Source organism: Bacteroidota bacterium, from assembly GCA_037133915.1.
In the GTDB taxonomy this organism is placed as follows: Bacteria; Bacteroidota; Bacteroidia; order Bacteroidales; family CAIWKO01; genus JBAXND01.
In genome coordinates this window covers 1-13,622 of the sequence record JBAXND010000004.1, presented here as the reverse complement: position 1 = coordinate 13,622, position 13,622 = coordinate 1, and the positions used below count along the sequence as shown (strand labels likewise).

The window sequence follows — 13,622 nt, the reverse complement described above, 5'->3', positions numbered from 1 at the left end:
CGGAACCTCATGCAACCGACTTAACTTACGATGAGGCATTTTATTACCTTGATATGGTTTCTTTATATGACTGCACCGGATTTGATTACCGTGCCAATGCAGGGGGTAAAAACCTGCACATAAGTTTGGGCGATAGTGTTCAGTTAGGCACCGATGCCAGCCCTGCACGGCAGTATAGCTGGTCGCCGGCGGCGGCATTGAACTCGAATACCATTGGGACGCCTACGGCTGCGCCACAGCAAACCACTACTTATACGCTTACCGTAATTGACGAGTACTTTCAAATGACATCAGATTCTATAACCGTTTTTGTAGATCCGGTAGCATCTGTTGCTGAAAAGCAAAATGAACGCAATATTAAAGTGTATCCAAATCCGGCTGCGGATATAGTAACCATTGAGTTTAAAAATGGAAATTTCGAAAATGCGATCGTAGAACTTTACGATCTTACAGGTCAAAAAGTATTGGTTGAAGCCATTGAAACGGGCATTTCAAAACATCAGATAAATCTGAAAGGAATAAATGCAGGATTCTATTACTGCAAAGTAATTAATAACGGCCTTGTGCTTGGCGAACAGAAAATTGTAATTGTAAAATCAATGAGGCTGTGATTTTGCGAACCGAAATCATTAAGTCGAACTGATCCCGAGCTTGTCGAGGGATCACAGGGTATTATTCCCCACTGTTCGCTGCGTTTTTTTCCAGTGTGGTGACCTCAGACGGTTTTTATCTTAATATCCTTGATATTCAGTTGAAGCGTAACATTTCCGTTCCATTCATTTTCTTCGATGTGATAGCAGATATCAAAGGTGTTTCCACTTCTTATATAGTCATAAAGTTCGCCATACTGAAAAGCGATAGCCGGCAGCGGAAGCCCTGAAATGGTGGGATGTGTGATATTGAGTTTAAGATGATTTTTGCCTACAACCCTTGCAGTTCCTATATCTACAACACCACGAGAAAGAAATACCGGTGCCATATTACCGGGGCCAAATGGAGCAAACTGCTGGATAATGCGATAGAACTTAGAATTTATCTGCTTTAAGTCGAGTTCGGTGTCAACTTCAACTTCCGGCACCATCATGTCTTCGGTAATTGTTGAACACACGATATCTTCAAATCGACTGATGAACTGCGTTAAATTCTCGGGCTTCAACGAAAGGCCGGCGGCATATTTGTGTCCACCAAAGTGTTCGAGCAGGTCCGAGCAGGCATCAATGGCATCATAAATATCAAAATCTTTGACCGAGCGGGCAGAGCCGCAAATCAGTCCATTGGAATTTGTAAGAACAATGGTGGGCCGATAAAACGATTCGGTAAGGCGCGATGCAACAATTCCAATAACACCTTTATGCCATTCGGGTCTGTAAACAACCGTTGATTTATTCCTAAGAAGCACCTCGTCGTTTGAAATCATCTCGATCGCCTGAATCGTTGTGAGGCTGTCGAGGCTTCGGCGCTCGGTATTATAATTATCGATGTGTTTGCCTATCCCAAATGCTTCTTCAATATTCGGAGAAATGAGTAATTCAACTGAATTGCGACCACTTTCCATTCTGCCGGCGGCGTTTATTCTGGGACCGATAAGAAACACCAAATCATTGATGTTAAGCTGTCGATTAAAAATAAAATCTAAGTTATCGTCCGGTGCCAGGGTCCGGCGTTTGATGCCGCTGTATAAAAGAATGGCTTCTATTCCGGGACGCGGGTCTGAATTCAGTAATTTGAGTCCGTAATACGCAAGTATTCTATTTTCTCCCGTTATCAGAACAATATCTGAGGCAATACTGATTGCAACCAAATCTAGATAGCGATACACATCTTCGGTACCAATGTTGTTTTTCATCGCAAAAGCCTGAATAAGCTTAAATCCGATGCCGCAACCGGAAAGTTCTTCGTACGGATAGCTGCAATCGCCTCTTTTTGGGTCGAGTACTGCGCAAGCATTAGGCAGTTCAGCGCCCGGTCTGTGATGGTCACAGATAATAAAATCAACACCTTTTTCAGAAGCATAGGCCACTTTCTCAACAGCTTTAATCCCGCAGTCGAGAGCAATGATGAGTTTGAAGTTATTCTGACTTGCAAAATCAATTCCCTGTATAGAGATGCCATAACCTTCAGAATACCGGTCAGGAATATAGAAATCAACGTGCGGATAATGCTTTTTCAGGAATGAATAAACCAGTGCAACAGCGGAAGTTCCATCAACGTCATAATCGCCATAAACTAAGATGTGCTCATTTTCGGCAATCGCCTTTTCAATACGGCTGATAGCCAGGTCCATGTCCTTCATTAAAAAAGGATCATGCAATTCTGCCATTTGCGGTCTGAAGAAAGCTTTAGCTTCATCAAAGCCGGTAATGCCACGCTGAACCAATAGGGCGGCAATCTGTTTATCAACATTGAGTTGTTTTGCCAGCCCTTCGACCGTAACTTTATCTCCCTCGGATTTTAAAATCCACCGCTTTTCCATCGTAGGCTAATTCTGTCTGTAAAATTATACAATTAACGCCAACAAACCTAAAAAATATTAACTATTGCACTTTTCAGACAGGTATGATATTGCCCACAATTTTAAATCCTATTCCATGAACGTTAATCAATTCAACGCTGCTATCTTCCTTAAGAAATTTTCTGAGTTTTGTGATATATACATCCATGCTTCTGGCGTTGAAATAGCTGTCATCTTTCCAGATTTCTTTCAGCGCAACGCTGCGGTCAAGTACTTCGTTTGCGTTTTCACAAAGTAATTTTAACAGGTCAGCTTCTTTACTGGTGAGCTTTTGCTCCTTATCCCGAATAGTCAGCAGCTGTCGGTTATGATCAAAAATATAGTCGCCCAGCGAAAACTGATTGCTGTCCGGACTTGCCTTTTCCTGAACACTTGTACGGCGGAGGATAGCATTCATTCGCATCAGCAGAACTTCCATACTGAATGGCTTGGTAATATAATCGTCGGCACCTATCTGGAATCCTTTTAAAATATCATCCTGCATTGATTTCGCCGAAAGGAATAATATCGGTATTTTTTTATCGCGTTTTCGTATCTCTCGAGCTAACGTAAACCCATCTTTTAACGGCATCATAATGTCAAGGATGCAGAAATTAAATGTTTCTTTGATGAAAAAATCATAGGCTTCCTCTCCGTTCGCAGTCAATACAGTAGGATAGCCTTTGGCTTCAAGATATGTTTTCAGCAATTCGCCCAGATTTTTGTCATCTTCGGCAAGTAGTATCCTGATATTCTGTTTTACCATATTGCATTAATTTTTATTTCCGAATGGTAGATTAATCTTAACTCGGGTGCCTTTTTTAATTTCGCTTTCTATGATTACGGTTCCGTGATGCATTTCAACGATTGTCTTTACATAATGCAAGCCAAGTCCAAATCCTTTTACATCATGCAGATTTCCGGTTGAAACCCGGAATAATTTTTCAAAAACCTTACTTTGATTTGCTTTACTGATGCCTATGCCATTGTCTTCAACCGTGATTAAAATTCCGGTCGGACTGTTTTGTGTTTTTACTTTAACCAGCGGTTTGCCGGGCGTGTATTTTATGGCATTGTCTATCAGGTTATACATTACATTAATCAGGTGTGTTTTATCAGCTTTCAGATAATAATTGCGGGCATGGAAATCGGTAATAATTTTGCCGTCTTTTGCTTCTGCCTGAAGATGCATGTTTGTGATAAGATCATCAATAGTTTGGTGAATATTAATAAGCTCAAAATGCAGGTTAACCTGTCCTTTATCAATAACAGCCGTTTGCAGAATTTTTTCGGCCATGGTGCCCAGCCGCTTATTTTCCTCGTTTATAACACTGATGTATTTTTTTTGCATCGGCTCCGACCGGCTGATATCCCTGTCGTCCAGGGCTTCACACGCCAGTGCGATGGTTGATATGGGCGTTTTAAATTCATGCGTCATATTGTTGATGAAGTCATTCTTCATTTCCGAAAGCCTTTTCTGCTTGAATATGGTTACAATGGTGTAGATAAACGATAGTGTAATAACGAGTACAAGCAGCGAAGAAAGAACAATCATTTGCCACAACTGTGATAGGAGATATGCCCCGCGGTGCGGAAAATAGATGAGAATATACTCAGGTGTCATGAACAAATCGCGCGGAAACATATTATATGAATAGCCATGTTCCAATAATTCTTTATGATAGCTCACATTACTATCTGACCGCGCAGCATAGGGAACCATCACGTTGCGCAAGGGGTCATAAACCCCAAACTCATAATCAGTATAAATACCGTTATTTTTAAGCTCATTATTTATCAACGAATCGAGTAAGGCAAAATTGAGCCTGTTTTCTATTGCTGAATAATGCTTTAAATTAAACATGTCCTCAAAAACATCATTTACAAGGGATGTTTTATCTAAATACTTGTTGATTTTATTCTCAACATTGAGGAATTTATTTGCAGTAACACTGTCAATGTTATAATTCGAATTTGATGTTTCTGAAAAAAGGTCGTTGTTTAAATTGTCGATATCTCCCTTTTTCTGTATCGTGATGTAACTGGTATCATATCGTTTTATTATTTCACCCGTATGCTCCTGCAGAACTACAACACGTATCTTTTCGCTGGTAACATTGAAAATATTTTGTGACGGCCGGGATGAGTCACCGGCATTGGCTTCCAATTCTTTGTTGAAAATCTGGTTGATGGAATCGATTGTATTTACTAGCTTTCGACCCTGTTTGTTCCCGTGCATTTTAGTGCGAATGCGGTCCGTAACCTCCATCTTCTCCAGTTTATAGATAACTGTTGACATGGATTCTTTCACGTTTCTGCTGAAATTGGCTTCTTTTATTGCAATAGCATTTTTTATCCAGTATGCCTGTATAGCAACAAGTACCAATAGTGCAATCACCATTATCACGATTATAAACAACAGAACTTTTTTATTCATCTATTCCTCGTATTATTCGGAAATGCTTTAATGTAGGGCGGTTTAACATTTGTTAACACTTCTTAACCATTATTAACATCTACTGCTTTATATGTGTTGTACCTTTGAAATGGTTATTTAAAGGCTCTTTATTTTTTCATGTGGTTAATATAATCGCTGTTAAGCCTTACAAAATTTTGGTTATTATTTTCTGGAAAAGAGTGGTAAATTTACCACTCTTTTTTTTATTGTTCCGGTGTCCGTAAATTCCATATTTTTGAAGATAATAAGCCATAGCATTCATTTCATAAAAGGCAAAGTTAAACAATTATCCAATGATTAAGGTTAGTGTTGATGTTGATAATATAGAGACGGCAGTTTCATCTGAAGAACTCCTGCAAGTGGAGCGTGAAATGGAAACCCATTTTCAAACACTCATTTCACAATCGGGTGCCGGGCGTGATTTTCTGGGATGGCTTACGCTGCCTGCTGATGTAAACGATGACCTTGTCGCACGTATAGATGCAGAAGCAAATAGTTTGCGGGGGAACGTTGAATATATGGTGGTGCTTGGTATAGGCGGTTCTTACCTGGGCACCCGTGCGGTGGTCGAATCATTGGGACATAGTTTCAGTATGTTGAACAACGGGGGCAATTCCCCTAAAATCCTATATGCGGGGCAAAATATCAGCGAAGACTACATTGCCGACCTTCTCGATGTCCTTGATAAAAAAGATTATGCACTGTGTGTTATTTCAAAATCAGGAACTACTACAGAAACGGCTATTGCATTTCGTATTCTGAAGGCACACATTGAAGAAAAATATGGTGTTGAAAGTGCCCGCAAACGCATCATTGCTATTACAGATAAGGCAAAAGGCGCACTTAAAAAGCTAGCTGATAGCGAAGGGTATTCAACTTACGTAATCCCTGATGATGTGGGTGGCCGATATTCTGTACTGACTCCTGTTGGGCTATTACCCGTTGCCGTTGCCGGGTTGAATATTCGTAAACTATTAGATGGTGCGGGATGCATGCAAAGGCATCTTGCAGCGCCATCTTCTCTTAAGGAGAATCCTGCCATAATCTACGCGGCAGCCCGCAACGCGCTGTATCGTAAAGGTAAAAATGTGGAGATAATGGTTACGTACGAACCTCGCTTGGTAAGCCTTACAGAATGGTGGAAACAGCTTTATGGCGAAAGTGAAGGGAAGCAGCATAAAGGCATTTTTCCGGCAGGTGTCAATTTTACTACTGATTTGCATTCAATGGGGCAATACATTCAGGATGGACAGCGCATAATTTTTGAAACGGTACTCTCGGTGGCGAATTCGCAAAGAAAGGTGGTGATTCCTGAGAATAAGGAGAATCTTGATGGCTTGAATTTTATTGCAGGTAAAAAACTTTCGGAAGTCAATCATGTGGCCGAAAGTGGTACCCTGCTGGCGCATATTGACGGAGGTGTTCCCAACATACGCATCAGTATTCCGCGATTGGATGAAGAATGCCTCGGACAATTAATTTACTTTTATGAATTTGCTTGCGCGCTTAGCGGTTATGCGTTGGGCGTGAATCCATTCGATCAGCCGGGCGTTGAAGCCTATAAAAATAATATGTTCGCATTGCTCGGAAAGCCCGGGTATGAAGCGGAAACAAAACAAATGGCAGATAAAGTAAAATCAGGAACGAATAATTAGAATTAAAATGAAAACGCATAAAATAATATTTGCTACAGCTTTGATGTGCATGCTGTCTTTTCCTTTTTTAAATGCGCAATCCAACTATCCAAAGGGTAAAGCTAAACTGATAGAGTTTTTCAACCCTGCTGCAAAGTTTACAGTTCCTGCCGGTAAAACCTGGTATGTGGTAAATATCTTCAGCGATTGTGCTACAGATATTATCGTCAACAAGAATGACCCTGGAACATATAATTACAATGAAGTGCGCATATTTATTAAAAGTATAAACGGTGCTGTTCTTACAGATATTGATAAAAAGAAATATGGTCCTGTCGTTTTTCGCGGGCCCAACCATGAAAGAGTTCAGCAGATGCCCATAGTATTACCTGAAAATACAATAATAGAATTTATCATTACATCCGGCGATTGGAGCAGCACAGTTGAAGGTTCAAAGCTGGTCAGAAATGATAATCTCAAAGCTTACCTCAACGTTATAGAAACTGATAATTAGAAAAGATTATTTTTCGCCCCAGCGATAACGTTCAAATTCAAAACCTGCAAGAGCAAGCAACTTGTCCACGACGGTATATGAAAGTGCGGTAATGTCTGCCGGCTGTGAATAGAACGATGGTGAGGCAGGACAAATGACGGCCCCTGCTTCAGTGGCAATTTTCATGTTGTTCAAATGAATGATGCTGTAAGGCATTTCGCGAACACACAGAATTAGTTTTTTTCGTTCCTTCAGCATCACATCAGCACTGCGTGTCATTAAATCAGTTGATATACCATTCGCAATACGACCCAGAGTTGCGACAGAGCAAGGGCAAATTATCATAGTATTGTAGCCCGCCGATCCTGAGGCTGCAGGTGCAAAAAAATCATTGGATGCATAACTTTTAAAAGGAAGTGTTTTCCACGAATCATCACCCAGTTCGTAGTGCCATACATCTTTTGCATTATCTGAGAACACCAGAGCACAATCTTCAATCTGGCTTCCCAGAGTATATAATTTCTCTATCAGTAGTTTTGCATAAATAGCACCACTGGCACCGGTTACCCCTACAATAATTTTCTTAGTCTTTTTTTCGGCTGCTGAATTCATAGGTAAGATTTAATAGCAATAAACTATTGTATTGTCCGCGGTTCAGGCGATACGTTACATTGCCCGCATGATTACGCACCGGTAGTATTGAATTTTGTCCTCTGAATCCGGCCCTGAAATTTTCCGAAATATTAAACTGTATTCCGCCAAGCACGCCAACTTCATACCAGTTAAATGGCCGCGTGTCGGGCATAATACCGCCCTCGTCCTTTTCTGTCGATTTCATTAAAAAGGCAACTGTTGGACCCAGTTCAAATTCAAAACGTTTGTTGAACAACCAGTTGTATAATATCGGAATTTCAATGTATTGAAGGTTTAATTTGTATGAATGAGGATCGACCGCGCCTGGTTTAGGGTTGTGGGCACTTCCCTTCTGAATATAATTCATCTCAAATTGCAATGCTGAACGTGTGGTAAAACGGAAATTCACAAACGCACCGCCAAAAATACCTGCTTTGTTAAACCCTGATAGCTGGTCTCCTGAAATCTGGCTTGCCGTAATACCCAAACTGAGTCCGCCTTTAAAAACTGTTTGACCGTTGATACTTGAAATAACAGTTATACTGATTATCAACAGTGCGAGCGCACGTTTCATTGTTTTTCTTTTTTATGATTGGTGCAATATGCATTCATAAGCATTTCAGCATCGTTTCCGCCTAACATTTCCACTTTTTTAGCATCGTTGCAGGCACCTTCGTGGTCACCAAATTCGTTACGGATATATGCCCGCTGAGAATAGAAATAATTATTGTTGGGGTCAAGATTTAATGCAATGTCAAGTTCTTTTGTAACCTGTTGTTTCGTTTCATCTGTTGATGAAACCTTCAGCAAATAATACTGAGTCATTCCTTTCAGAAAATGAGCCTGAGCATCGGTAGAGTCAAATGTTATTGCCTGACACGCATAATCGTGCGATTCGCGGTACTTGCCTTGAGCAAACCACGCCATGGCCATGTTTTTAAGATAGGTCACATTGCGACCGTCAAGTGCCAGTGCCCGTTCAAAATAAACAATCGCCGAATCAAATTCATTTTTCGATTGTTTGATAACTCCCAGCATGTTCAGGGCTTTGTGATATTCCGGGTTGAGTTTAAGTGTTCGTTCAAAGTACTGCATGGCAATGTCATTATCTTTATTATAATAACTCATGCCGGTTTTATATGCAAGGTCATCGCGCGGAATGGATCCGGCCCAAGTGAATTTAATTTCGGAAAATGGCTTGAAGTACTCAGATTTATTGCTGTCCGTATCAGTATCCGTGAGCACGCTTTTAACGTCAAATGCAATGGTGTCTTTATTTATATATTTCACAATGCTCTGACCAATTTCTATCCAGCCGTTTGTCATTTCATTGAACATTTTCAGCTCAAAACTTTTGGACAACGTTCCTTCTGTTCCGGTCTCAGGCAAAAAATCTCCGAAGGTTCTGCGCACGGTCAGTACACTGCTGTCAAGTGATGCAATCGTTCCATAAAACTCATACGATAATGTGTCCGCGGGATATTCCGGTTTTTCCGGAGATTTACAATATACCAGGCAAGCAGTAAAAGTTAGAAATGTAGTAAGGAGTAGGCGTTTCATTCAATAATGTTTTAGCCGCGTAAAGGTAGTACAGTATTATATCGAAACAGAACCGGAATTCTAAATTTCAATTAACAATTATTAATCACGAATTGTTAATTACTCATTACCACGTAATCGTTACCTGTCCGTTTCCCGATTGCACTTGTGCGCTGTTACTCTGGTTGGCGCCTGAGTTGTATGAGCCGCCGCCACCGCCGTTTCCGGGATAATGGTACGAGCCGCCACCACCCGAATATCCGCCGCCACCGCCGCCACCCGAGCCGCCGCCACCACCGCCACCGCCAAATCCACCGGTGGCATTCCCTGACAGGTTGCCGCCGGCACCGCCATTCACAAAAGCTTTGCCGGCATTAGCTGAAGTATATCCGCAACCGGAAAAGGCTCCGTCTGTTAGTAATCCACCTCCGGCAGCAGCACAACCGCCCGGCCCGCCGCCATTTCCATTAGTTCCACCGGCACCATATTGCGACGGATAAGATGTACTATTACCGTCCATACCACTAGTGCCTATTGATGCATGCATGTTATTGTTAGGGTTGGTTACATTACCACCACCTCCTCCGGCAATAATGAGCGGACTGTTTGCCGAAGTCGTAACAAACGAACCGCCCCCACCACCGGCATTATTAGCACCATTCATTCCGCCTTGTCCGCCAACAAGTATTTTTAATGTCTGTCCGTTTAACCCCGTGAATTCGCCTCGCATGCGCGCTCCGAGACCGCCTGTGTTTCCGCCCTGCGCACCCCAAACTTCTATAGTTAGGGCACAGGCATCAATAGGTACCGTCCAGTTAACAATACTACCTGTATAACTGAACGTTTGAGAGCTGTGTGTGCAGCCTTGCACATTTACTGCGGTCGTGCTTACAGAGGAACAGCCATTGTTGGTTACCTGTATGCTTACTGTGGCATTGCCCGAGGTTGTCCAGGTTACAACCGGATTTTGTGATGTGCTTGTTGATGGGGAACCATTTTGGAACGCCCATAGATAAAACTGTGCACCGGTCTGTGTCGGTGTAAAGGTTACATTCTGATTTAGACTCGGGGGATTTGGAGCATAAGTGAATGTTGATACAGGTGAAGGCAGCACCAAGGCACCCAGAGTTATCACATTACTCGAACAGTTCTGACTGTTTGTGGCAATCAGGCTGTAAATCCCTGTGTTTGCTGTTCCGGCATTCGGTATCATTGGATTTTGAGCCGTTGACGAAAAGCCGTTGGGACCTGTCCATGAGTAGGTAACCCCGGCGATAGTACTAGCTGTGAGTTTAAGCGTATCTCCCGCGCACCGCGGACTATTGCTGCCTGCAACAGGCGATGGCGGCTGAACGCAATTGCCGCAAAGCTCATACCACCCGCCTGCCTTATAGAAGTTGAAACAATTGGTTGTTTTGTTAAAAATCAGCAGCCCTATGGCAGGATTTGTAATTGCGTTCCGCTCGGCAGTGGTCATGCGTGGGACAAGCACACCCTGATTGTTGCTGTTGGCATCAAAAATGGCTGAGCTGTCGGCCGGAAGACCTGAAACATTCACTGCTACGCCCTGTGAATAGGTCGTTTCTGAGAATAAAAACAGTATAAAAAGCAATGACAGCAGCCTTAATGCACGAGAGATTAGTGTTATCATACGATTCCGTTTTTCAAAATACTAAAGTACTCAAATATTTTGATACAGGAATACGCACTAATACGCGGTAGTGACCTACATCAGCTTTACGGGGATGCAAATGTCAATAATGAATTTCTTTTCAGGGTGTGTTTGTTTATTCGGTAAACATATTCTTTCTGATACTTATTCATAATATAGATACTCAGGGCGGGGGGCCTGATTTTATTCGGTTATTATCAGTATTTCATTATTTTTTTTGTGAAGCATCCTTCAATGCCGTTTGCTTTCAGAAAATAAATGCCATCGGCAAGATTGCGGATATCAATTATTCCGGAACCACAGATGACTCCGTTGTATTGAAGCCGCCCCTGAATATCCTGTAAGGTTACATTTGTCATTCCGTTTCCGGGAACGGTTAAGTATAATAAATCTGTTGCAGGGTTTGGGAATACTTCTAAAACCGCGAAGGTGTTTTCTTTTACACCCGACGTTTCAGTTGCCGAGTAGGAATATGAAGCCGTGTTGTTTTCATGAATCGTGGAATCAATATTCATTACCGCCATAACCACCCGGTCGTAATCAGAGCCAAAGCCCGTTGTCACGAATGTGCCATGATTCACGCTGTCGAGCGGCATGCTGATTATGCTGTCAATTGCGTCATTCGAAGTATTCTTCAAGATTATATCCACACGAAATTTCGAATCAGGCTGACCATTGAAGGCAATGGTTATGGTTTTGGATGTTGAAGACGTGAATCCGATATAATCAGCCGCATATGGATTTACAGTTGACTGAACCGTTGAAAGCGGAAATGTACTGTGAATGTCGGAGAGCGAGCAGGGAGCGAAATTATAATGTAAATACCCGTATTTTCCTCCATCATAAACAGAGTCATCGGCATAGTTCGCAATTATCCACTGTTCAAAGGCATCATCAAATGATTGTGAATATCCCAGTGTGTTAAGGGTACTTTCAACACCCGGAATACCATTAAGCTGGTTACTGATAAGTGTTGAAATATAGTTCCAGTTTCCGTAATGCTCAAACATGAATAACATGAATAATTTTACCTGATTGTAATTGGAGAAATAAATAAGAGGGATATCGGGGTCGTTGGTGAAAAAGGAATAGGCATCAGGTACATTGTGCTGGAAAATATTTTCTGTCAGGTATATCGCTGCAAAGGTAGAGAATCCTTCATCCACCCAAGCTTCTTCCCAGTAATGGGTAGGGTTGACGGCCGGTTCGGGAGAGTGGTCCTGCTGCCAGTGCAGCAGGTGCCCGAACTCATGGGCAACTATTTCTGCGGCACCTTGGTAGCATTGACTCGCAACAAAAATAATCTCCCGCTCGGAGCTGTGCTTGCCCCAGGTGGCAAACACCATGGAGTCCGACATTTGTTGCCCGGGATCAAAATATCCGCACCAGTTATTCTCATCCAGAAAAACGATAAAAATATTTGAATCACCATCAAAAACATCAGGTATGGGTCCATATTTTGAAGTGAGCGCCTGATAATATTGGTTGTCGAACGTTTGCACGAGGTTATCTGCATCTGTCTGTAAAATCTGAGGGCCGATGATTTCAGTAAACACATAACAATGATTCCCGGCCTTTTTGCATACTGTTTTGATTTCGCGTTGCGGGGCACCCCACAGCGGAGGCCAGTCTATGTATGATGGCGACCAGAACGTCAGTGAATCACCGTCATTGAATTGCGAAAAGCAGGGAACCTGCATCCCGCCAATGAGCACTATCAAGGCAAACAGGAGTTTTGTTTTCATATTCAGGTATAAAAATGTTGAAGAAAAAGCAGATTATTCCTTGAAGAACGAACATTCAAATGTACGAATCGCACACACACGAATTAAAATCAAATACCTAAAAAATTAAAGTGTTCAATAAAGTGAGTGCCGGGTTCTCTATACGCTGCTTATGTTAATTGTTTGAGTTTTTCCAGCATTGAGAAACATTCAGCACTCATTTTTGAAAATGCAAACCACTTTTTACCAATGTCTTTTAATGAAGCGCCAATATGGTAAAGTTCTTTTTCGTCAATGATCAGGAAACGATCGTGGGCATGCTTGAGTTCAATGACCTGCACCGGTTCATACTGTGCGTTATACTTGCTGATGTCTAACTGAAGCTGTTTGTTCATTTCTTTGGTGTAAATGGTGAGTTTTACGCCTTTCTTCCTTTTTGTAAGTAGTGTGAGTACGGAATCATCAATGTAATTATCGATAAGGATAATTGATTTGCCGGCATTACGAATGAGATCTGCAATAAAGGAATAGGCATCGTAAATCTGGCCATCAAAGAAAATGCCTTTTTCAGGTTTGAGTTCCCTTTTTTCCATTGCGGAAAAAATACGGTCAAACTTTTCATCGGCTTCGATCTGCTTGCGTTCCACCTTATCCAGCCGATGAAAAACAACTGCATTATCTGCAATAAATTTTCGCATTTGGACAAAGGTTTGCATGATCTGTATGCTGACGTTAATGGCTGTGCTGCTTTTCAATACTGCGGATAGCATGGCGACTCCCTGCTCAGTAAAGACATAAGGTAGATATCGGCGACCGCCATGTTCAGAACTTGAGGTCACAATTTGTGACCTCAAGTTCTCCCATTCTTTTTCTTTTAGTTGAAAAATAAATGTTGCAGGAAATCGTTCTGCATTTCTTCTTACGTGGATACGCCGCCTAAATTGACCAGTCTACGCCGTTTTAATTTGACCACCTTCA

At 41.9% G+C, this 13,622-nt stretch carries 12 protein-coding genes and 1 pseudogene; 3 read left to right on the top strand and 10 right to left on the bottom strand.

The genetic code is table 11. From position 1 onward, the window contains the following. Positions 1-53 precede the first annotated feature (53 nt). A complete protein-coding gene (locus WCM76_02330; GenBank protein MEI6764447.1) occupies positions 54-611 on the top strand; it encodes a T9SS type A sorting domain-containing protein in 558 nt (185 codons plus the stop codon). A 104-nt stretch (positions 612-715) separates the two neighbouring features. Here WCM76_02330 and recJ read toward each other — a convergent pair whose 3' ends face one another. The 3 genes from recJ to WCM76_02315 all read right to left on the bottom strand — a co-directional run bounded on the left by recJ (position 716) and on the right by WCM76_02315 (position 4,928). Beyond that, positions 716-2,473, bottom strand: coding sequence for a single-stranded-DNA-specific exonuclease RecJ (gene recJ / locus WCM76_02325; GenBank protein ID MEI6764446.1), 1,758 nt, complete (start codon positions 2,471-2,473; stop codon positions 716-718). 73 nt (positions 2,474-2,546) lie between these two features. After that, positions 2,547-3,257 carry a response regulator transcription factor gene (locus WCM76_02320; protein ID MEI6764445.1) on the bottom strand — a complete coding sequence of 237 codons (711 nt, stop codon included), beginning with the start codon at positions 3,255-3,257 and terminating at the stop codon, positions 2,547-2,549. A 6-nt stretch (positions 3,258-3,263) separates the two neighbouring features. After that, the gene (locus WCM76_02315; GenBank protein ID MEI6764444.1) at positions 3,264-4,928 is read right to left on the bottom strand and encodes a HAMP domain-containing sensor histidine kinase; all 1,665 of its coding nucleotides are present in this window, start codon (positions 4,926-4,928) and stop codon (positions 3,264-3,266) included. 314 nt (positions 4,929-5,242) lie between these two features. On the opposite strand from WCM76_02315, the gene WCM76_02310 reads away from it, so the two are divergent. Both WCM76_02310 and WCM76_02305 read left to right on the top strand, forming a co-directional pair. Continuing rightward, a complete protein-coding gene (locus WCM76_02310) occupies positions 5,243-6,604 on the top strand; it encodes a glucose-6-phosphate isomerase (GenBank protein ID MEI6764443.1) in 1,362 nt (453 codons plus the stop codon). Positions 6,605-6,611: 7 nt separating this feature from the next. Continuing rightward, complete coding sequence (locus WCM76_02305; protein MEI6764442.1) at positions 6,612-7,097, top strand: hypothetical protein; 486 nt, start codon at positions 6,612-6,614, stop codon at positions 7,095-7,097. Between the two features lie 6 nt (positions 7,098-7,103). On the opposite strand, the gene WCM76_02300 is transcribed toward WCM76_02305, so the two are convergent. From WCM76_02300 to WCM76_02270, 7 genes and pseudogenes are all read right to left on the bottom strand, one after another. Beyond that, entirely contained in the window at positions 7,104-7,688 is a 585-nt protein-coding gene (locus tag WCM76_02300) for a UbiX family flavin prenyltransferase (protein ID MEI6764441.1), read from the bottom strand. Beyond that, complete coding sequence (locus tag WCM76_02295) at positions 7,660-8,283, bottom strand: porin family protein (protein MEI6764440.1); 624 nt, start codon at positions 8,281-8,283, stop codon at positions 7,660-7,662. Before WCM76_02295 ends, WCM76_02300 begins: the two co-directional genes overlap by 29 nt. Next, positions 8,280-9,269: a hypothetical protein gene (locus tag WCM76_02290; protein ID MEI6764439.1), complete on the bottom strand. Its 990-nt coding sequence runs from the start codon at positions 9,267-9,269 to the stop codon at positions 8,280-8,282. The genes WCM76_02295 and WCM76_02290 overlap by 4 nt, the downstream gene beginning before the upstream one ends. A 106-nt stretch (positions 9,270-9,375) precedes the next feature. Continuing rightward, entirely contained in the window at positions 9,376-10,899 is a 1,524-nt protein-coding gene (locus tag WCM76_02285; GenBank protein ID MEI6764438.1) for a PKD domain-containing protein, read from the bottom strand. 218 nt (positions 10,900-11,117) lie between these two features. Beyond that, on the bottom strand, positions 11,118-12,665 hold the full coding sequence (locus tag WCM76_02280; GenBank protein MEI6764437.1) for a T9SS type A sorting domain-containing protein: 1,548 nt from the start codon (positions 12,663-12,665) through the stop codon (positions 11,118-11,120). A 149-nt stretch (positions 12,666-12,814) separates the two neighbouring features. Next, positions 12,815-13,342, bottom strand: a complete 528-nt coding sequence (locus tag WCM76_02275) for a hypothetical protein (protein ID MEI6764436.1) — start codon at positions 13,340-13,342, stop codon at positions 12,815-12,817. A gap of 69 nt (positions 13,343-13,411) precedes the next feature. Then, positions 13,412-13,573: pseudogene (locus tag WCM76_02270) on the bottom strand (ORF6N domain-containing protein). Positions 13,574-13,622 lie beyond the last annotated feature (49 nt).